18 protein-coding genes and 2 pseudogenes are annotated in these 19,837 nt (G+C 74.4%); 8 read left to right on the top strand and 12 right to left on the bottom strand.

Translation table 11 applies throughout. The features are described 5' to 3' along the window. The first annotated feature begins 13 nt into the window (after positions 1–13). Both ABZ573_RS19760 and ABZ573_RS19755 read left to right on the top strand, forming a co-directional pair. Positions 14–886, top strand: coding sequence for a DUF72 domain-containing protein (locus ABZ573_RS19760; protein ID WP_358119680.1), 873 nt, complete (start codon positions 14–16; stop codon positions 884–886). 301 nt (positions 887–1,187) lie between these two features. Next, positions 1,188–1,616 carry a DUF2267 domain-containing protein gene (locus tag ABZ573_RS19755; RefSeq protein ID WP_151454315.1) on the top strand — a complete coding sequence of 143 codons (429 nt, stop codon included), beginning with the start codon at positions 1,188–1,190 and terminating at the stop codon, positions 1,614–1,616. A 57-nt stretch (positions 1,617–1,673) separates the two neighbouring features. Here ABZ573_RS19755 and ABZ573_RS19750 read toward each other — a convergent pair whose 3' ends face one another. Continuing rightward, positions 1,674–2,483, bottom strand: a complete 810-nt coding sequence (locus tag ABZ573_RS19750) for a DUF72 domain-containing protein (protein ID WP_358119675.1) — start codon at positions 2,481–2,483, stop codon at positions 1,674–1,676. A 10-nt stretch (positions 2,484–2,493) separates the two neighbouring features. Further along, on the bottom strand, positions 2,494–3,273 hold the full coding sequence (locus tag ABZ573_RS19745; protein ID WP_358119672.1) for a PIG-L deacetylase family protein: 780 nt from the start codon (positions 3,271–3,273) through the stop codon (positions 2,494–2,496). 236 nt (positions 3,274–3,509) lie between these two features. Here ABZ573_RS19745 and ABZ573_RS19740 point away from each other — a divergent pair, with 236 nt between their 5' ends. Next, on the top strand, positions 3,510–3,797 hold the full coding sequence (locus ABZ573_RS19740; protein WP_151454313.1) for a hypothetical protein: 288 nt from the start codon (positions 3,510–3,512) through the stop codon (positions 3,795–3,797). A 9-nt stretch (positions 3,798–3,806) separates the two neighbouring features. Then, positions 3,807–5,075: a cupin domain-containing protein gene (locus tag ABZ573_RS19735; protein WP_358119667.1), complete on the top strand. Its 1,269-nt coding sequence runs from the start codon at positions 3,807–3,809 to the stop codon at positions 5,073–5,075. A 97-nt stretch (positions 5,076–5,172) separates the two neighbouring features. Here ABZ573_RS19735 and ABZ573_RS19730 read toward each other — a convergent pair whose 3' ends face one another. The 5 genes and pseudogenes from ABZ573_RS19730 to ABZ573_RS19710 all read right to left on the bottom strand — a co-directional run bounded on the left by ABZ573_RS19730 (position 5,173) and on the right by ABZ573_RS19710 (position 10,741). Then, positions 5,173–5,838 carry a hypothetical protein gene (locus ABZ573_RS19730; protein ID WP_151454311.1) on the bottom strand — a complete coding sequence of 222 codons (666 nt, stop codon included), beginning with the start codon at positions 5,836–5,838 and terminating at the stop codon, positions 5,173–5,175. Further along, the gene (locus ABZ573_RS19725) at positions 5,835–8,507 is read right to left on the bottom strand and encodes an FtsK/SpoIIIE domain-containing protein (RefSeq protein WP_358119664.1); all 2,673 of its coding nucleotides are present in this window, start codon (positions 8,505–8,507) and stop codon (positions 5,835–5,837) included. The genes ABZ573_RS19730 and ABZ573_RS19725 overlap by 4 nt, the downstream gene beginning before the upstream one ends. 415 nt (positions 8,508–8,922) lie before the next feature. Then, a pseudogene (locus ABZ573_RS19720) lies at positions 8,923–9,939 on the bottom strand (hypothetical protein); the annotation flags it as partial. 9 nt (positions 9,940–9,948) lie between these two features. After that, positions 9,949–10,209 carry a hypothetical protein gene (locus ABZ573_RS19715; protein WP_089000636.1) on the bottom strand — a complete coding sequence of 87 codons (261 nt, stop codon included), beginning with the start codon at positions 10,207–10,209 and terminating at the stop codon, positions 9,949–9,951. A 133-nt stretch (positions 10,210–10,342) separates the two neighbouring features. After that, complete coding sequence (locus ABZ573_RS19710; protein ID WP_151454309.1) at positions 10,343–10,741, bottom strand: hypothetical protein; 399 nt, start codon at positions 10,739–10,741, stop codon at positions 10,343–10,345. Between the two features lie 194 nt (positions 10,742–10,935). Between ABZ573_RS19710 and ABZ573_RS19705 the strand changes: the two genes are divergently transcribed. Genes ABZ573_RS19705 through ABZ573_RS19695 form a run of 3 tightly spaced genes read left to right on the top strand, consistent with a single transcriptional unit; the run spans position 10,936 to position 14,022 of the window. Then, positions 10,936–13,491 (top strand): ATP-dependent Clp protease ATP-binding subunit, encoded by a 2,556-nt coding sequence (locus ABZ573_RS19705; RefSeq protein ID WP_358119661.1) that lies wholly within the window; start codon positions 10,936–10,938, stop codon positions 13,489–13,491. A 13-nt stretch (positions 13,492–13,504) separates the two neighbouring features. Then, the gene (locus ABZ573_RS19700; protein WP_165947855.1) at positions 13,505–13,672 is read left to right on the top strand and encodes a hypothetical protein; all 168 of its coding nucleotides are present in this window, start codon (positions 13,505–13,507) and stop codon (positions 13,670–13,672) included. After that, complete coding sequence (locus ABZ573_RS19695; protein WP_132237915.1) at positions 13,672–14,022, top strand: DUF3140 domain-containing protein; 351 nt, start codon at positions 13,672–13,674, stop codon at positions 14,020–14,022. Before ABZ573_RS19700 ends, ABZ573_RS19695 begins: the two co-directional genes overlap by 1 nt. A 49-nt stretch (positions 14,023–14,071) precedes the next feature. Here ABZ573_RS19695 and ABZ573_RS19690 read toward each other — a convergent pair whose 3' ends face one another. The 5 genes and pseudogenes from ABZ573_RS19690 to ABZ573_RS19670 all read right to left on the bottom strand — a co-directional run bounded on the left by ABZ573_RS19690 (position 14,072) and on the right by ABZ573_RS19670 (position 18,319). After that, positions 14,072–14,314 (bottom strand): hypothetical protein, encoded by a 243-nt coding sequence (locus ABZ573_RS19690; protein ID WP_132237913.1) that lies wholly within the window; start codon positions 14,312–14,314, stop codon positions 14,072–14,074. A 19-nt stretch (positions 14,315–14,333) separates the two neighbouring features. Continuing rightward, positions 14,334–15,329: a LysR family transcriptional regulator gene (locus ABZ573_RS19685; RefSeq protein WP_151454307.1), complete on the bottom strand. Its 996-nt coding sequence runs from the start codon at positions 15,327–15,329 to the stop codon at positions 14,334–14,336. A gap of 110 nt (positions 15,330–15,439) precedes the next feature. Then, entirely contained in the window at positions 15,440–16,048 is a 609-nt protein-coding gene (locus ABZ573_RS19680) for a hemerythrin domain-containing protein (RefSeq protein WP_151454306.1), read from the bottom strand. Between the two features lie 170 nt (positions 16,049–16,218). Continuing rightward, positions 16,219–17,069 (bottom strand): annotated as a pseudogene (locus ABZ573_RS19675) (IS5 family transposase). Between the two features lie 41 nt (positions 17,070–17,110). Continuing rightward, a complete protein-coding gene (locus ABZ573_RS19670) occupies positions 17,111–18,319 on the bottom strand; it encodes a transposase (RefSeq protein ID WP_358119654.1) in 1,209 nt (402 codons plus the stop codon). A 157-nt stretch (positions 18,320–18,476) separates the two neighbouring features. Between ABZ573_RS19670 and ABZ573_RS19665 the strand changes: the two genes are divergently transcribed. Further along, the gene (locus ABZ573_RS19665) at positions 18,477–19,805 is read left to right on the top strand and encodes a M20/M25/M40 family metallo-hydrolase (RefSeq protein ID WP_151454305.1); all 1,329 of its coding nucleotides are present in this window, start codon (positions 18,477–18,479) and stop codon (positions 19,803–19,805) included. Positions 19,806–19,837: the final 32 nt, after the last annotated feature.

The following is a 19,837-nucleotide window of genomic DNA, read 5'->3' as shown; positions in this document are numbered from 1 at the left end:
GCGAGGTCGACCGATGGGTGAGATCAAGGTCGGCACCGCCTCCTGGACCGACCGGACCTTGTTGGACTCCGGCTGGTATCCGCAGACCGCCGACACCCCGGAGAAGCGGCTGGCGTACTACGCCCGCCAGTTCCCGCTGGTCGAGGTCGACGCCACCTACTACTCGCCGCCCGCCGAGCGGACGGCGAGGCTCTGGGCCGAGCGCACCCCGGCCGGCTTCACCTTCAACGTCAAGGCGTTCAGCCTGCTCACCGGGCACCCGACCCGGGTCGGCGCGCTCTACAAGGACCTCCGGCCGGACACGAGGAAGAAGAACCTGTACCCGGACGACCTGCCGCCGCAGGCGTACGAGGAGGTGTGGACGCGCTTCCTCGCCGCGCTGGACCCGCTGGTCGAGGCGGGCAAGCTCGGCGCGCTGCTGTTCCAGTTCCCACCCTGGTTCACCATCAGGCGGGACAACAAGCAGTACCTGCTGGAGGTGGCGAAGCGCTGCGCCCCGCTGCGCCCGGTCTACGAGTTCCGGCACGCCTCCTGGTTCGACGGCGACAACGCCGACGAGACCCTCGACTTCCTGCGCGAGCACCGGCTGGCGTACGTCTGCGTGGACATGCCGCAGGGGCACCGCTCGTCGGTGCCCCCGGTGTTGGCCGCCACCGCGGACCTCGCGGTGGTCCGCTTCCACGGGCACAGCGACAAGTGGACCAGCAAGGACATCCACGAGAAGTTCGGCTACCGCTACGCCGACCGGGAGCTGCGCGACTGGGCGCCGAAGCTGCGCGAGCTGGCCGACTCAACCGGGCAGACCCACGTCCTCCTCAACAACTGCTACCGCGACTTCGCGCAGACCAACGCCGCGACCCTCGCCGGGCTGCTCGACGCGGACTGAGCCGGGCGGTTCACTCCGTCGGGGTGAGGGCCGCTCACCCCGGCGCCACGCAGCATGGACGGTGTGTGCGGCAGACCGTGGCCGCGGCAGGCGACACCACGGAGGTGGGTGGAGATGACGGTTCGGGTGGTCCCGGGTCGACGACGCGGCCCCGTGCTGCACGTCGTCGGGTCGTCCCCCGACGCCCGGTGGGCGCCGCGCCCTGCCCGGGTCGGTCCGACCCGGCAGCCGCGCGGCCCGGTGGGGCCGCCGCGACGTGACGACGACCGACGGTGGGAGACCGACGTACGGGGGTGGACAGATGGCTGAGCAGCTGCATTCCGCGTTCGAGTCCTCGATGGACAAGACCAACATCATCCTCAAGGACATCGAGCAGGCCTACGGCTGGCCCAAGGAGCAACGCAACCAGTCCTACTGCGCGCTGCGCACGGTGCTGCACCTGCTGCGCGACCGGATGCCGGTGCAGGAGAGCGTGGAGTTCGCCGCGCAGCTCCCGGTGCTGGTGCGCGGGATCTACTTCGACGGCTGGAAGCCGTCGGACGTGCCGATCAAGCTCAACCGGGACGACTTCCTGCTGGAGGTCCGGCAGGGCTTCCCGTACGACGTCGAGGGCGGCCCGGAGCGCGTGGTGCAGGTGGTGCTGGACACCCTGCGCCGCCACGTGACCCAGGGCGAGTGGGAGGACGTGAAGGCCACGATGCCCCGGGACATGGCGAACATCCTTCCCTGACGCGCCGCACGTCCGCGACGGTCCGCTCCGCCCCTGGCGGAGCGGACCGCGCGCCGTTCACGCCGGCCCGCTCGGCGCCACTTCTCCCTCGTCCTCGTCGTCGAGGGCCGGGGGCGTCCCGGGTACGCGGCTGACCGACCGGCCGGCCCGGCGGGCGAGCGCGGCGAAGGCGGTCGCGTCGACGATGGCGGCGCCGCCCGGGTCGTTGTTGAAGTAGACGTACGCGGGCTCGTCGTCGCCGAACGCGTCGGCCAGCCGGCGCACCCAGGAGGCCAGCGACGTGCGGCCGTAGCGGGGCCAGGGCTTGGCCCGTCCCTCGTGCAGCCGCAGGTAGCCGAAGTCTGCGGTACGCCAGCGGGGCGCGACGGGCCGGCCGAGCCGGTCCGCCCAGACCAGCGCCGCCCGCCGCCGCTCCAGGACGGCGCGGGTGGCGTCGGTCCACCATGACGGGTGCCGCGGCTCGACCGCGACCCGCACCTCGGCGGGGAAGAGCCGCAGCGTGGCGTCCAGCGCCGCCGGGTCGGCGGGCAGGTTCGGCGGCAGTTGCACCAGCACGGGGCCGAGCCGGTCGCCGAGCGCGGTGGCCCGGCCCAGGAAGCGGGCCACCGGCTCGGCGGGGTCGCGTAGGCGCTTGACGTGGGTGAGGTAGCGGCTCATCTTCACCGCCACGCAGAAGTCGTCGGGGGTACGGGCCCGCCAGGCCGCGAAGGTGTCGCGCTCGGGCAGCCGGTAGAAGGCGTTGTTGACCTCCACCGTGGCGAACCGGGCGGCGAAGTGCTCCAGCCAGAGCCGCTGCGGCAGCCCGGCCGGATAGAAGCGGCCCCGCCAGTCGCGGTACTGCCATCCCGAGGTGCCGAGCAGGATCATCCGCCGTCCCTCACCAGAGGTCGAAGTGGAAGACCTCGAAGGCGGTGCCGTAACGGACGCCCAGTCGGGCGCCGACGGGGCGGCAGAGCCCTTCGAGGAACTCCTCGGGGTCGAAGCTGCCGTCGCCCAGCCCGCTCAGGTACGCGTCGTGCGCCCGCAGCGAGGCCACGCCCCGCGCGAAGGTGTCGGTGACGTCCACCCCGTGCGCGGCGAGGGGCGAGGAGGCGGCCCAGACCTGGCGCACCCCGTTCCACGGCCCGATCCCGTCGACGAGTTGCTCCGGGAACACCCACCGGTTGCCGGCGTCGCGGACGGCGTCCAGCACCGCCCGGCCGGTGGCGATGTGGTCGGCCTGGTTGAGGGCGTACGCACCGTCCCAGGTGGCCCGGAAGTTGTTGGTGACGACGATCTCGGGGCGGTGCCGGCGGACGACCCCGGCCAGGGCGCGACGCAGCGGTACGCCGTACTCCAGGATGCCGTCGGGCAGGCCGAGGAACTCCACGGTCTCCACCCCGACCAGGGCGGCGGACTCGCGTTGCTCCCGCTCCCGCACCTCCCTGGCCCGCGGCGGGGGCATCGCGTCGATGCCGGCCTCGCCGCTGGTGACGAGGCAGTAGACGACCTGCCTGCCCTGCGCCGTCCAGCGGGCGACCGCGGCGGCGGCGCCGAACTCCAGGTCGTCGGGGTGCGCCACGATCGCCAGCGCGCGCTGCCACTGCTCGGTCACCGGTTCCAGCGGGCGCGGCCCGGTCGGGTCGGTCATCGCCACCTCCTGCTCGAACAGGACCATCCTGTCACCGTCGGAGCCGCCGCGCCGGGCGGCGCGAACCCCCGTGCCGTCGGCGTCGGACCCGCACGGCGCGCCGCGACGTGCCTGCTGGCGGCCCTGACCGGGCACGGCGAACCGCCGGTGTGAACCGGAAAGGACGTCTACGGTGTGGTTAGAGAAGATCGCGTGTGGGGTACCACCCGCTGCACGACGGACCCCGGCGTAACGGCGGGGCGGCACATCCCTAGGGAGCACCGATGGCACTCAACGACGACGACATGCAGACCAGCAGCGGTGGCGGCCCCGAGGGCCCGGCCGACGGCGGCGCAACCCCGGGCCAGCAGGACGGTGGCGCCGACGGCGGTGCCGACCGCGGTGCCGAGCGTGGCGCCGACCAGGGCGCTGACCAGGGCGCGGAGGGTCCCGCCGACGGCGGTGCGACCCCGGGCCAGCACGACGGTGGCGCCGACGGCAGCGCGGAGGGTCCCGCCGACGGCGGTGCCACGCCGGGCCAGCACGACGGTGGCGCCGACGGCAGCGCCTGACGGACCGCCATGACCGACATCGACCCGCCGGGCGGCGACGGCCGCCCGGCGGTCCCGTCCGAGGCCTCGGCCGCGCTCGCCCGCTGCGTGTCGGTCGAGCCGGCGAAGTTCGCCGCCGCCCACTGGGGACGCACCCCGCTGCTCTCCCGCGCCGACGAACTGCCCAACCGGGCCGGCTTCACCGACCTGCTCAGCCCCGCTGACGCAGACGAGCTGCTCAGCCGCCGCGGCCTGCGTACGCCGTTCCTGCGGATCGCCAAGGACGGCCAGCTCGTGCCGGCGGCCCGCTTCACCGGCGGCGGTGGTGCCGGCGCCGAGATCGCCGACCAGGTCCTCGACGAGCGGGTGCTGGAGCTGTACGCCGGCGGCGCCACCCTCGTCCTGCAGGGTCTGCACCGCACCTGGCCGGCCCTGACCGACTTTACCCGCGAACTCGGCACCGCCGTCGGGCAGCCGTTGCAGGTCAACGCCTACCTGACCCCCGCCGGCAGCCAGGGTTTCGCCACCCACTACGACACCCACGACGTCTTCGTCCTCCAGGTCGACGGCCGCAAGCACTGGCGGATCCACCCGCCGGTGCTGCCGGACCCGCTGGAGAAGCAGCCGTGGGGCGGCCGGGCCGACGAGGTCGCCGCCACCGCCGACGGGCCCGCCACGCTGGACGTCGTGCTCGCCCCCGGCGACGCGCTCTACCTGCCCCGCGGCTGGCTGCACAGCGCGCAGGCCCAGGAGTCCAGCTCGCTGCACCTGACCGTCGGCGTCCGGGCGCTGACCCGCTACGCCCTGGTCGAGGAGCTGCTCGCCCTCGCCGCCGAGGACCCGCGGCTGCGCGCCACGCTGCCGTTCGGCACCGACGTCGCCGATCCGGACGCGATCGAGCCGGAGCTGACCGAGACGGTGGAGGCGCTGCGGGACTGGCTGCTGCGGGCCGACCCGGCGGCCGTCGCCGCCCGGCTGCGGCAGCGCGCCTGGCCGGCCGCGCGGCCCGCGCCCATCCGACCCCTGGCCCAGGCCGCAGCGCTGGCGGCGCTGGACGCCGACACGCGGCTCGTCCCGCGACCCGGCCTGCGCTGGCGGCTCACCCCACGGGGCGACCAGGTCGCGCTCGTGCTGTTCGACCGCACGATCACCCTGCCCGCGTCGTGCGCGCCGGCCGTGCACGCCCTGCTCGGCGCCGGGTCCGTCCGGGTCGGCGACCTGCCGGGCCTGGACGACGACGCCGACCGGATCACCCTGGCCCGCCGCCTCCTGCGCGAGGCGGTGCTGGTCCCCGCCTGAGCGGGCCACCGTTTCGGCGGCGGGGCGACGACCCCGGCTGCCGTCGGCCGCGTGTGCGGCCGGCCAGCCGGCGCTGGCACGGCGACGGAGCCGCGGTTCAGCGGCCGGCGACCAGCAGCGCGACCGTGGTCACCAGCCCGGCGACGAGCACGACGGTCATCGGCCGGGGGCCGAGCACGGCGTGCCGACGGTCGGCGAGGACCTTCGCCGGCACCAGACCGACCAGCGGACCCAGCAGCGTCACCACCAGGGCCAGCACCGGCAGCCCGACCCCGAGCTCGCCGCCGTACCGCTCGCCCGCCGCCCGGGCCGCGCCACCGAGGGCGTACGCGAGCACCGCGCCCGCAACCCCGCACAACGCCAGCAGCGGGTTGACCGAGCCCGGCAGGTCACCCGGCTGGCGGGTGCGGTTGAGCAGGTCCCGCACGCCGGCCAGCAGCGGAGCAGGGTCGCCCGTCGCGCCGGGCACCGGCGCCGGTGGCCCGCCCGCCCGGCGACCCGAGCCGCCGAGCCGGCCGCGCAGCAGTTGCCACAGGTCGGCGACCTCGGCGTCCACCCGTTCCTGCTCCTCCCGCGCGTCCACCAGCTCCCGCTCCGCGCGCCGCAGCTCGGCCTCCGCCTCGGCGACGGCCCGCTCGGCCGCCGCGCACTGCTGGGCGTGCCAGGTGTGCGCCTCGGCCCGCTGGACGCGCACCCGCGCGCTCAGCTCGGCCAGCCGACGGATCTGGGCCGCGTACGACTCACTGGTCACCGGTTCGTTCATCGCGCCGGCCCGTAGGGAATGATCACCTGGCCGGTGCGGTGCACCGCCCGATCGAAGAACAGCCCCCGCCAGGGCCGGGGATACCAGTCCGGGCCGCCCGTCCCCGGATACAGCGACGAACCCAGCTCGCCGCCGTGGGCGTCCAGCGCCACCCAGGCGCCGATCTGGTCCGTCCGGGCCGCCGGCCCGCCCAGGTCGGCCCGCATCCGGGCGACGCCCCGCCACCAGGCCAGCACGTGGGTGCGCCGCTCCGGCCCGTCGTGCAGGATCCGGCGCAGCTCCTCCAGCCCGGTGCGCCGGCCGATCCGCGTGGCCAACGCCCCGGCCGCCGCGTCGACGGCGAACAGCAGCAGGTAGTGCGGCATGCCCGGCGCACCGAGCCCCTCGGCGGTCTCGGCCATCAGCTCGCCGACGGTCTCCTCGTCGTACCAGGCGGCGTCGTCGGCGAGATCCTCGTAGAGGGACCGGGCGGCCGGGTCGGCGTCCGGGTCGAGGCAGGCGATCGAGAACCGGGCCGTGCCGGGGCGGTGCTGGCGGGCCAGGGAGCGGGCCGCCGCGTCGAGCACCGCGCACGCCTCGTCCACCCGGGTGCCGAGCACCGCCAGGTTGCGGCCGGGAGCCCGGGGCAGCCGCAACGCCGCCGAGCGGGACTGCACGTCGATGATCTCGCCGAGCAGCGCGACCGGCGTACGCGGGTGCCCCGTCTCCGGCGCGGCCAGCGCCCGGAAGTCCGGCGCGTCGGCGAGGCGGGGGATCGCGTCGCCGTCGAAGAGCCGGGCCGGCGCGGCGTCCTGCGGGCGCATCCGCCACAGCCGGTGCTGCAACTCGCTCCACGTCTCCCAGTCGCTGGCCGACGGGATCCGGGCCACCTGGTTGCCCTCCGCCATGCCGGACTCCGCGTTGACCACCGCGTGGTGGCGCGGCAGGGACTGGGCGGCGTCGTTGCGCTCGGCGAGGATCCGCAGCGCCTTCGGCAGCGCGATGCGCAACGTGAACTGCGCGACCAGGGCCGGCCGTCCCCACAGCGCCTCGATGCCGCGTACGTCCTGCGAGGCGAGCACCAGGTGGATGCCCTGGGACCGGCCGCGCCGGGCCAGGTCCTCCAGCAGGTCGGCGGCCTCCCGGGCGACCACGTCCCGCCCGGCCAGCAGCATCTGGAACTCGTCGACCACCGCGACGATCCGCGGCCAGTGCCCCGTGGGGTCGACCGCGCGCAGCTCCGCGAGCTTGGTGACCTCGTGCTTCTTCGCGGCGTCGGCCCGCCGCCGCAGCTCCTCGGCGAGGAAGCGCAGCAACGCCAGGCCGAACTCCCGGTCGGTGTTGACGTTGATCCCGACGAGCCGCATGTGCGGCAGCCAGCTCGGGTCCCGCCGGCCCTTGGCGAACCGGGCGAACGACACCCCCTCCTTGAAGTCCAGCAGGTAGAACTCCAGCTCGCTGGGGGAGTAGCGGGCCGCCAGCGCGCCGATCCAGGCGAAGATCAGGTTCGTCTTGCCGGTGCCGGACGGGCCGCCGATCAACGCGTGCGGCGGGTAGTCGCCCAGGGTGAGCAGCACCGGCCGGCCGTGCGGGCCCTCGCCGATCGGGGCGGTCAGCCCGGTGGCGGAGTCCTCCCGCCACATCTGCTCCACCGGCGGCAGCAGGTCGGTGAACGGAGTCGGGGCGGGGCCGGCGTTGACCCGCGCCGCCACCTCCCGGCAGGTCTCGGTGACCAGGACCGGCGGGGGCGGCGGATCGAGGCGTACGGGCAGGCCGTTCGGCCCGCCGATCCGGGCGCCGTCGGCGTACGCGCCCACCCGGGTCACGGTGGGATCCTCGGGCAGCGACACGCCCCGCACCACCAGGTGCACGCCGCAGGCGGCCCCGGTGCGGACCACCCGGTCGAGCTGGCCGCGCTCGTGCCGCGACAGCTCGTCCCCGCCCAGCAGCACCGCCACCCGCCACGGCTCGGGCCGGCGACCGGTGGCGGCGGCCAGCTCGCGCAGCGAGACGTACTCCCCGGCCAGCACCGTCTCGTTGATCCGGCGGATCTGCTCCACCAGGTCGTCGAGGAGCCGGGCCAAGCCGCCCGGGCCGACGAAGGTGAGCAGCCCGGCCGTGCCGAGGGGGGCGAAACCGGCCAGGCCGCCGCCCAGGTGCTCGGGGTCGTAGCCGACCAGCCGTACGGCGCCCGGATCGGCGCGCCCGACGCCGCGCAGCAGCAGCGCCGACACCACCGCGTCGCAGCCCTCCCGGTCGTCCCCGGTCAGCTCGACGTGGCCGGCGTCGAGCAGCGGCACCAGCGCCGGCACCGGTTCGGCGCCGGGGATGCGTACCGTGCCGATGCGCAGCGCGCCCGGCGGTTCGGCCCGCCGGGTCGGGGTCGGGTGCCACCGCGTCCAGTCCGCGGAGGCCGCCCCGGGGGCCTCCCGCTGCGCCGCGTCCGCCGCCCGCCGGGCCAGCTCCGCGATGCGTGCGGCGTGCCGATCGTCGATCTCGGCCAGCCGCCGGTCGCGCTGCGCGCCCACCCGCTCCGGTACGACCGACGCGGCCCGCCGGACCTTCGCCAGCCGCTCCCGGGCCGTGGTCAGCTCGGCCTGCGCGCTGGACAGCCGGGTCCGGGTGGCGCCGAGGGCCTCGCCCAGCATGCCCCTGGCCCGGGTGACCAGCTGGCTCCGCCGGTCAGCCATCGACGCCCCGCCCGCGCGGGCCCGGGGTGCCGCCCGACGCCGGCCGGCCCGCGGGCGGGCTCGACCAGACGCGGCCGGCCGATCCGGGCCGTCCCGCGGCGGCACCGTCGGCGGCCGGTCCACCGCGGCCCGCCGACGCGCCGCCATCGCCCGTCGATCCGCCGCTGCCCGGTGCGCCACCGTTGGCCGGCGCGCCGCCAGCCGACCCGCCGTTGCCCGTCGACCCGCCGGGCCGGCCGTGCGCCGCCGCCCGGTCCGGCGTCGGGCTGGGCCGGCCGTGCGTCGCTGCCCGGTCGGCCGTCGGATCGGGCCGGCCTTGTGTCGTCGTCCGGTCCGGCTTCGGGGCGGCCTGGCCGGCGGTCGCCGCCCGCTCCCGGGCCGCGGTCGACTGGTCGTGTGCCGCCTCCGCCCGGTCCCGTGCCGCCGCGACCCGCTCCCGTGCGTCGGCAACCCGGCCCTTCGCGGCGGCGGCTCGTCGCTGCCACTCGGCGTCGTCGGCCCGGTCGCGGGCGGTCTCCGCCTGCCGGTCCCGCTCGGCGGCGGCGCGTCGCTCCCGGGCCGTCTCGGCCTGCCGGGCCCGCTCGTCCTCGGTGGGCAGGTCCCGGCCGAGCCGGGCCAGCAACACCCCGGTGAGCACCCCCGCGGTGACGGCCGGGTCGGCGGCGTGCGGCTGCTCCGCCTCGCCGCGCCGGGGCGGGGGCATCCGGCAGATCCGGGTCAGCAGCGTGTCCAGCACCGCGGGGGGCAGGCCGGGCAGCAGGTCCCGCACCCGGCCGTCCAGCTCGCGGTGCAGCCGTCCGAGGTCCTCGGCGCGCGGCGGGTGCCCGAGCAGCTCACCGGCCAGCTCGCGCAGCAGCGGCGGGGCGACCGCCGCCAGGCCGAGGCCGACGTCGGCGTGCGCGCGACGCAGTTCGCTGTGCAGCCGGTCGCGGTCGCCGGCGCGGACCCCGCCGACGACCCGGCGCAGCAGCTCCCGGGCGTCGTCGACCTTCTCGTCGGGCTGCTCGGGCGCACCCTCCCGGCCGCCCGTCAGCTCGGCCACCCGTACCGCCCACCAGCGGCGGGGCGTCGCGTCGGCGGCCGGCTCCGGCGCCGGCTCCCCGGGGGCCGCCTCGCGCGGCGCGTCGTGCGCGGGCCGGCGCCGCTGCTCCTGCGGCCTGGGGGCGGGGGAGCCGTCGGCGGCCAGCCCGATCGCGGCCAGGTACGCCGAGAGCTGCTCCTGCGCGACGCGTAGCGCGTAGCCGGCGGTCTCGGCGTGCTCGGTGGCGGCGGAGAGCTCCGGCACCCCCATCGGGTCGGCCGACTCCTGGCGGACCCAGCGCAGCCGCTCGGCGGCCAGCCCGAACTTCTCGAGCGCCAGGGCCAGCTGCGCGAGCGGCAGGTCATCGGCGGCGGCGCGGACCTGCGCGCCGACGTCCTCGACGATGGACACGGCCGAACCTCAGAGCGTCGCGACGTAGAGTTGCGCCTGCTCGACGGCGACGAGTGTCGCGGCGAGGCACTCCTCCAGCTCCTGGCTGGCCTGGGTCAGCGAGGACTGGGCCGCCTCGACGGTCTCGTGCCCGCTGCCCTCCAGCGCGCCGGCCAGCGTCTGCTGCGCCTCGGCCAGCTTCTCCCCGGCCGCCTGCACGGCACTCTGGCCGTCGCCGATCTGTTGCAGCGCGACATCGATGGCTGCCTTGAGCTCGGCGACGCTCGCCACGGCGAAACCTCCTGGGGGCGGGGAGGCCTCCATTAGAGCCTATCCCTCACGGTGAGAGAACATCCGCCCTGTCAGTGTTCCTGCCCCGCTGACCGGTTGTCGACCGGAAGCGCTGCTAGTCCGGTTGACGGGACTACCCGGGCGGGGCCGGACGGTCCCGCAGCCAGCGCGGCCCGTACACCTCCGCGCCCTGCGCGACGACGCGTTCCCGCAGCTCACGGTCTGCGGTGACGACCAGCCGCCGGCGCTGCGGCGCGGCGGCGACCAGGTCGACGACGGCGTCGTCGCCGGACCCGGGCGCGGCCACCACCCGGACCCCGGCCGTGCCCGGCACGTCCCGCGCCCGGCCCTCCACCACCAGCACCACCTCCACCGGGGGCGGCAGTTGCGGGGGCAGCCCGGCGGCGGCCACCGGGGCCAGCGAGTCGCGCAGCCGGGCGGTCGCGCCCGCGCGGTCCCGCCACCAACCATCCGGGCGGGACCCCACCACGTTGGCGGCGTCCACGATCAGCAGCGGCATCGTCGGCTCCATCCCGCCAGCCTGCCACCCGCCGGCTCAGGTGCAAGGAAGGGACCCTTCCGCTACCGCAGGCGTTGACGAGGGGCCCTTCCTCGCACACATCGCCCGGGGCCATCGTGGCGGGTCGCGGCGCGGGTGGTGGCGTTTGTCGGGCGGACCGCCGGGTAGCCCCTGGCGACCGTCGCGCCCGACTGCGGAGGACAGACATGATGGGACCCGGTGACTTCGGCTCCGACCCCTGGGACGAGTTCCTGGCCCGGTACTTCGGCCGGGGCGAGGGTGGGCGCCGACCCGCGCACCGGGTCGACATCACCCGGCTGATGACCGCCGACGCCAGGGAGATGCTGGCCGACGCGGCCCGCCGGGCCGCCCAACGGAAGAGCAGCGACCTCGACACGGATCACCTGCTCTGGGCCGCGCTGCAACGCGAACCGCTGCGCGACCTCGTCCGGCGCGCCGGCGCCGACCCGGACACGCTGCTCAACGCGCTCGGTGGGCGCGGCGACGGCGCGCCCAAGGGCGAGGTGCCGCCCAACCTGTCGCTCACCCCCGCGGCCAAGCGGGCGCTGCTCGACGCCCACCAGCTGTCCCGGGCGATGGGCGCCAACTACATCGGCCCCGAGCACATCCTGATGGCGCTGCCGCTGAACCCGGAGTCCCCGGCCGGCCGGATGCTCGCCGCCGGCCGGATCCAGCCGGAGTCGTTGCAGGCGGCCAGCGCCGAGCGCGGGCCGATGACCGGGCCGAAGCCCGACCGCGGCACCCCCACCCTCGACCAGTACGGCCAGGACCTGACCGACCTGGCCCGCAACGACCAGATCGACCCGGTGATCGGCCGGGCCGACGAGATCGAGCAGGCCGTCGAGATCCTGTCCCGGCGGACGAAGAACAACCCGGTGCTGATCGGCGAGGCCGGCGTCGGCAAGACCGCGATCGTGGAGGGCCTGGCGGAGCGGATCTGCGACGGCGACGTGCCGCAGACGCTGCTCGGCAAGCGGGTGATCCAGCTCGACCTGGCCGGCCTGGTGGCGGGAACCCGCTACCGGGGCGACTTCGAGGAGCGGCTGAAGAAGGTCATCGACGAGATCCGGGCGCACCGCGACGAGCTGATCGTCTTCCTGGACGAGATCCACACCCTGGTCGGCGCGGGCGGGGCGGGCAGCGAGGGCGGCATGGACGCCTCGAACATGCTCAAGCCGGCGCTGGCCCGGGGCGAACTGCGGGTGATCGGCGCGACCACGCTGGACGAGTACCGCAAGAGCATCGAGAAGGACGCGGCGCTGGCCCGCCGCTTCCAGCCGGTGTTCGTGCCGGAGCCCACCGTCGACGACACCGTGGCGATCCTGCGCGGGCTGCGCGACCGCTACGAGGCCCACCACCAGGTGCGGTTCACCGACGAGGCGCTGGTCGCCGCGGCCGAGCTGTCCGACCGGTACGTGACCGACCGGTTCCTGCCGGACAAGGCGATCGACCTCATCGACCAGGCCGGCGCGCGGGTCCGGCTGCGCACCCGCACGCCGGCGTCCGACGTGCGGGAGCTGGAGACACAGCTCGAGGAGGTACGCCGGGACAAGGAGCAGGCCGTCGCCGACGAGCAGTACGAGAAGGCGTCCACGCTGCGCGACCAGCTCGCCGAGGTGGAGGAGCAGATCCGCCTGGCCCGGGGCGACGAGGGCGGCCCGTCGCAGGTGCCGGCCGTCGGGCCGCAGGAGATCGCCGAGGTGGTCTCCCGCGCCACCGGCATCCCGATCAGCCAGCTCACCGAGGAGGAACGCGACCGGCTGCTGCGCCTGGAGGGCCACCTGCACGAGAAGGTGGTCGGCCAGGAGGACGCGGTCACCGCGGTCGCCGAGGCGGTCCGCCGCTCGCGTGCCGGGCTGGCCGACCCGGACCGCCCGATGGGGAGCTTCCTCTTCCTCGGGCCCACCGGCGTCGGCAAGACCGAGCTGGCCCGGGCCCTCGCGGAGGCGCTGTTCGGCGAGGCCGACCGGATGGTCCGGGTGGACATGAGCGAGTTCCAGGAGCGGCACACGGTCAGCCGGCTCGTCGGCGCCCCGCCCGGGTACGTCGGCTACGAGGAGGCCGGCCAGCTCACCGAGGCGGTCCGCCGCCGCCCGTACGCGGTGGTGCTGCTCGACGAGATCGAGAAGGCCCACGCCGACGTGTTCAACATCCTGCTCCAGGTGCTCGACGACGGGCGGCTCACCGACAGCCAGGGCCGGACGGTCAACTTCAAGAACACCGTACTGATCATGACGAGCAACCTCGGCTCGGAACTGATCACCGGCGCCCAGCGCGCCGTCGGGTTCGGCACCGGCGCGGAGGGCGGCGAGCAGGAGCGCGACGAGCTGCGCGAGCGGCTGATGCGCCGGCTCCAGGAGAACTTCCGGCCGGAGTTCCTCAACCGCATCGACGAGGTGATCATCTTCCGCCGGCTGGAGGCCGAGCAGCTGCGCCAGATCACCGGCCTGCTGCTGGAGGAGACCCGCCGCCGCCTGCACGCGCAGGACATCCAGGTCCACTTCACCACCGCCGCCGTCGACTGGATCGCCGAGCACGGCTACCAGCCGGAGTTCGGCGCCCGGCCGTTGCGCCGGGTCATCCAGCGGGAGGTGGACAACCAGCTGTCCCGGATGCTGCTGGAGTCGGCGGTCTCACCCGGCCAGAAGATCACCGTGGACGCCCGCGACGGGCGACTCGCCTTCGACGTGACGGCCGGCGAGCGCGGCTACACCCCGGCCACGACGTCCCATCCCCGATGACCGGAGGGCGGACATGAGCGAACCCGAGGAGACCCGGGACGAGAGCGAGCGCACCGATCCGATCGTGGCCCCGCCGACCGCCAACCCCGCCCGGGTGCGGATGCCGCCGGAGGGCGTGGGCCAGCAGGGCGACGACCCGGAACCGGCGGAGTCCGACCGCCGCCGTCGAGAGGAGGGCTGATGGTACGCGAGCAGCGGCTCGAACCCGAGGTGGAGGTGCTCTGGGACGACTTCCACGCCCAGGTGAACGTCCCGTCGGAGCAGTTGCGGCAGTGGTTGCTCACCCGCGGCTCCGGGGAGGAGTCGTTCGGGCCCGACCCGGACCTCGACCTGCCCGGGATGGGCCGGCGGATCCTGCGGGTGCTGGCCAAACGCAAGGTGGACCTCACGCCGGAGGACATCCGGGTGATGCGGGACGCGATCGACGAGATCCAGTCCCTGCTCGACGAGAAGCCGCCCCGCGGCAACGCCGACGACGAGTGGCGGCACGCCCTGCTCGACCTGGGCCACGACGTCCTCGTCGAACGCTGAGCCGGCGGTAGGGCGGCGCCCGGGAGGACCCGGGCGCCGCCCGCCGTGGTCAACCGTGGTCGCTCTCCAGGCTGCCGATCGTCAGGCCCGCGGCGTCGGCAGCCGCCTCGCGGTCGGCGCGCGCCCGCTCCTCGCGGGTCAGCAGGTTGGCGTACTCCGTGACGTCCGCCGGGTCGGGCACCTCGGGCAGGCGACGCAGGAACGCCTCCACGTCGCGGGCGGCGGCGGTGTGCGTGGCGGCGGCCTGCCGGAGGATCTCCCGGTCGTCGGCGGCGGGGTAGGCATCGGTCATGTCCGCCTGATACCCGGCGCTACGCCGTTCGCACCCCGTCGGCCCCGGCGGCCGTCAGCCTCCGCGCCCCGTAGCTCGGGTTGCGCAGCAGCCAGGCCAGGTATTCCGGGTGCGCCGCCAGCGAGTCGGTGTACGCGGCCAGCGCGAACTCCAGCACCAGTTCGGCGTCGCGGGCGGCGGGGGAGTCGGGATGCCAGCCCAGCATCAGCCGCCAGCGCAGCGGAGTCCCGGTCAGCATCCGGGTGACCAACCCGGCGACCGGGCGGAAGGTGGCCTGGCAGAGCGCGATCGCCTCGCCGGAGTCCACCATGTCGATGCAGCAGCGCACGTCGGTCTCGTACACCTTGCGGGGGGTGAAGCCGGCGCGGGCGCAGGCGGCGGCGAAGCAGTCGCCGAAGCAGCCGTCGCCGGGCGCGGCGACCCACTGCTCGTGGCTCAGGTCCACCAGGCTCACCTCGGCGTGCTCGGCCAGCGGGTGCTGCTCCGGCAGCAGCACCAGCACCGGGTCGACGGCCACCTCCCGCCAGCTCAACCCGAGCTCGGCGGGCGGGGCCGCGTCGCCGCACACCCCGATCAGCGCGAAGTCCAGCCGGCCGCCCGCGACGAGCTGGGCCAGCTCGTCGGCCGACCAGGAGGCGTGGGTGGTGATCTGGGCCGGTGGGGGCTCCGCGGCGAGCCGGTGCACGAGCCGGCCGAGGATGGGGCTGTTCACCCCGCCGAACCGGTAGCGGCGGGGCACGTCCCCGGCCCCGGCCAGCCGCGCCGCCTCGTCCTGCAGGCCCTTCATCGCCGGCAGCAGCACCCGCGCCCGGGCGAGCACCAGCTCGCCCAGGGCGGTCGGGCGGGCGCCGCGGCGGTCCCGCTCGAACAGGGGCCCGCCCAGGGTCCGCTCGATGCGCTGGAGCTGGGCGGTGAGTGCCGGTTGGGCCAGGCCGAGCGTCGATGCCGCCTTGGTCACGCTCCCCGTCTCCGCGATCGCGCAGACCACCCTCAGGTGTCGCAGCTCCAGATTCATACCGTGACGGTATGACCCCGTAGCGGCCGACGGAAGGCCCTGGACGGATCAACGCCTCCCAATGTGTGCCTGATCTGCTCCGGCGCGCCGCGTCCGCGCCCGCCGCCGGCTCAGCCCGGCGGCCGCTCGGTGAGATCGGCCAGGTAGGTGGGTCGGCCGGTGACGGCGTCGCGGACCTTGTCGACGACGCCCACCGCAGGCTCGACGACCCGGTTCCACGGCGGCGTCGCCGGGGTGCCGGGGTGCGGGCGCGTCGGGGCCGCCTCCTCGGCGATCTCCAGCCGGTTGCCCAGGCGGATCAGCTCCTCGGCGCTGGCCACTTCGCGCAGCGCCGCGACGAGCGCGCCGGCCTCCTCGACGTGGCGGTGGACCCGCGCGGCGACGTCGGCGAGCCCCTCGTCGGCGAGCGCCTTCAGGGCGGTCAGCAGGGCCCGGTCGTCCGCGATGGCCCGGTCGATCCGCTCCGCCGCGTCGGGCAGCGCGGCCCGGACGGCGGGCAGCAGGTACTGCTCCTCGGCGGACAGGTGCCGCGACAGTGCCGCCGTGAGCACCTCCAGGCCGCGCTCGGGGGCGGGCTCCGGGCCCGGGTCGGTGAGCCGCCGCAGCAGCTCCCGCAGTTGCCGGTGCTCGGCGTCGAGGATGTCGGCGATGCTGCGGCCGCCCGGCCGGAAGCCCTCGTCCTCTCCGGTCGGCGGCAGCGGTGGCAGGGGAACGGTCATGGTGCCCTCCTCTGTGGCGGGCGGCGCAGGTGGTGGGGAGCGGTCGCGAGCGGCGGTACCCGGCCGCGTCGGCGGCGAAACCGCCTGGATCGGCCGCCGAGTGCCGGTCGATCCGGCTGGTATGAAGAACCGTTGACATCCTCCCCGCCCTAGGCCGTGTCTTCAAAGGTTCACAACCATTGGAGTAGCGCGGCGATGGTGACGGTGGCCCGGTACGACGTTGCTGTCTTGTCGTAGCGGGTCGCCAGGCTGCGGCACTGCTTGAGCCGGTTGAAGCACCGTTCGACGATGTTGCGGTGCCGGTAGAGCTGCTTGTCGAACGCCGGTGGCCGGCCGCCGCGGCTGCCTCGCCGGCGGCGGTTGGCCTTCTGGTCGGTGCGTTCGGGGATGGTGTGTCCGATGCCGCGGCGGCGCAGGTCTGCCCGGATGGCCTTGGAGCTGTAGCCCTTGTCGGCTATGACGTGCTCCGGCCGGACGCGAGGCCGGCCCGGACCTGAACGTTCGACACGGATCGCGGCCATGACATGGTGGAAGCGGGTGCAGTCGTTGACGTTGCCACTGGAGAGCACGAAGGCCAGGGTCCGACCCAGGCCGTCGCACGCGAGGTGAATCTTGGTGGTCAGTCCACCTCGAGATCGGCCGAGGGCGTGATCTTGTGGTTCGTCCGTTTCTCGGTGCCCCCTTTGGCGCCCGCGGCGTGCTGGTGGGCTCGCACGATGGTCGAGTCCACCGACACCAACCAGTCGATGTCCCCGGCCGCGTCCGCATCGGCCTGGATCCCGGCGAGCATCCGCTCGAACGTGCCGTCCAGGGCCCACCTGCGGAAACGGGTGTAGATCGACTGCCAGGACCCGTACCGGGCGGGCACATCCCGCCACGCCGCCCCGGCCCGAATCTTCCACACGATTCCGTTGAGCACCCGCCGGTCATCGGCCCGAGGCCGACCACCGGTCACCGCCGACGGCAGGTACCGCGACAGCGCTTCCCACTCGACGTCAGACAACTCGTAGCGACGACCCACGCGCTACATCATCCGACACCAAGATCCTTTGAAAACACGGCCTAGAGGGCGCGGGTTCCCTGGGTCGCCCCAGGGGTTTCCTGCTTCATCGCCGACCGCCTCGTCCGGGAGGGTTCCCGTTGAGGTCTTACACCGGCTCCACAGGCAGCAGCCGCCAGCCCGGCGGCCAGGATGTTGCGTGCCGCGTTGACGTCGCGGTCGTGGGTGGTGCCGCACCGGCACGTCCAGGCCCGCACGTTCAGCGGCATGTTCCGCGCGACGGCTGCACAGGTCGAGCACACCTTGGAGGAGGGATACCAGCGGTCGATCACGGTGAGGTTCCGGCCGTACCAGGCGCACTTGTAGGTGAGCAGTTCGCGGAACTGGTGCCAGGCCGCATCGTTGATGGCGCGGGCCAGGCGGTGGTTGCGGACCATGTTGCGCACGGTCAGGTCCTCGATCACGAGCGTTTGGTTTTCGCGCACGAGTCGAGTGGTGAGCTTGTGCAGGTGATCACGCCTGCGATCGCCGATGCGGGCGTGGACGCGGGCCACCTTGAGCCGGGCCTTGGCCCGGTTGTGGGAGCCCTTCTCCTTGCGTGCCAGCTCTCGCTGGGCGCGGGCCAGCCGAGTGCGGTCGGCCCGTTCGTGCCGGGGGTTGGCGATCTTCTCCCCGGTGGACAGAGTCAGCAGGTGCTCGAGGCCGGCATCGATGCCTACTGCGCTCTCGGCGGCCGGGAGGGTCTCGATCTGGTCCTCACAGAGCAGCGACACGAACCAGCGGCCGGCCGAATCACGGGACACGGTCACGGTGGACGGGGACTGCCCTTCGGGCAGCGACCTCGACCAGACGATGGCCAGCGGGTCGGTCATCTTGGCCAGAGTGAGCTGGCCGTCTCTCCAGCGGAACGCGCTGGGGGTGAACTCGGCCGAAGCTCGCGACCTGCGCTTGGACTTGAAGCGCGGGTAGCGGGCGCGCTTGTCCCAGAAATTCGCGAAGGCGCCTTGCAGATGCCGCAGCGTCTGCTGCAGCGGCACGGAGGAGACCTCGTTGAGGAAAGCCAACTCGTCGGTCTTCTTCCAAGCGGTCAGCATCGCGCTGGTCGCGTTGTAGTTGACCCGTTCCTGCCGCTGGTACCACGCCTCGGTCCGGGTGTGCAGGGCCAGGTTGTAGACCTTGCGCACGCACCCGAACGTTCGGCTCAACAGCTCTGCCTGCTGGGCCGTCGGGTAGAAGCGGAACTTGTAGGCCCGCTTCACCCTTGAGGTCACTTTCACAAGCTAACACGATAGTTTGGAACCGGACCTGCGGTATCCGTGCGGTACTTCTGTCGGCCTTGACGGCGACCCTGCCATCCCTGACCTGTCTCGCAGGAGGTCCAGTTCCCTCCCCGGCCCGAAGGCCCGGGACACTCACAGAAGGAGTCTGATGACGAGCGACGCCGCCTCCGCCCGACCCGACCCCACCGACGAGGTCGTCGACCTCTGCCGTGACCTGCTGCGGATCGACACCACCAACACCGGGGACAACGACACCAGCGCCGGGGAACGCCTCGCCGCCGAGTACGTGGCGGAGAAGCTGGCCGAGGTGGGCGTCGAGTCCGTCATCCACGAGTCGGCGCCCGGCCGGGCCAACCTGGTCGCCCGCATCCCCGGCACCGACCCGAGCCGCGGGGCGCTGCTGGTGCACGGCCACCTCGACGTCGTCCCCGCCGACGCCGACGAGTGGTCGGTGCACCCGTTCTCAGGTGAGCTGCGCGACGGCTACCTGTGGGGCCGGGGCGCCATCGACATGAAGGACTTCGACGCGATGGTGCTGGCGGTGGTGCGGCACTGGCAGCGCACCGGGGTCCGCCCGCCCCGGGACATCGTGCTCGCGTACACCGCCGACGAGGAGGCGGGCAGCGACTACGGCGCGCACTTCCTGGTCAACCGTCACCGTGGGCTGCTCGACGGCTGCACCGAGGCCATCGGCGAGGTCGGCGGCTTCTCGTACTCGGTCAACGACAGCCAGCGGCTCTATCTGATCGAGACCGCCGAGAAGGGCATCGACTGGCTGCGCCTGCACGCCAAGGGCCGCCCCGGGCACGGCTCGATGATCCACGACGACAACGCGGTCACGGCGCTCGCCGAGGCGGTGGCCCGGGTCGGCCGGCACCGCTTCCCCGTGGTGGTCACCGACACCGTCCGGGCGTTCCTGGAGGAGGTCTCCGACCTGCTCGGCGTCGAGCTGGACCCGGAGGACCCGGAGACCGCCATCGCCAAGCTCGGCCCGATCGCCAACATCATCGGCGCGACGATCCGCAACACCGCCAACCCGACCCGGCTCGCCGCCGGGTACAAGGACAACGTCATCCCGGGCCGGGCCACCGCCACCATCGACTGCCGCAGCCTGCCGGGGCAGTCGGAGCTGCTGGAGCGGCAGTTGCGCGAGTTGGTCGGCCCGGACATCGTCATCGAGTACCTCCAGCGCCAGCCGGCGCTGGAGACGACGTTCGACGGCGACCTGGTCGACGCGATGTCCGCCGCGCTGCGCGCGGAGGACCCGGGGGCGCGGCCGGTGCCGTACATGCTCTCCGGCGGCACCGACGCGAAGGCGTTCTCGCAGCTCGGCATCCGCTGCTTCGGCTTCGCGCCGCTGCGGCTGCCGGCCGACCTGAACTTCTCCGCGCTGTTCCACGGCATCGACGAGCGGGTTCCGGTGGACGGACTACAGTTCGGCGTGCGGGTTCTCGACCGGTTCCTCCGCACCTGCTAGCCCCCGCCAGGAACCCCGGTGTCCCGGCGGGA

Origin of the sequence: Micromonospora sp. NPDC007220 (genome assembly GCF_040634035.1) — a bacterium.
In the GTDB taxonomy this organism is placed as follows: domain Bacteria; phylum Actinomycetota; class Actinomycetes; order Mycobacteriales; family Micromonosporaceae; genus Micromonospora; species Micromonospora reichwaldensis.
The sequence above is the reverse complement of the archived record's forward strand: the minus strand, read 5'-3'. Positions and strand labels throughout refer to the sequence as shown.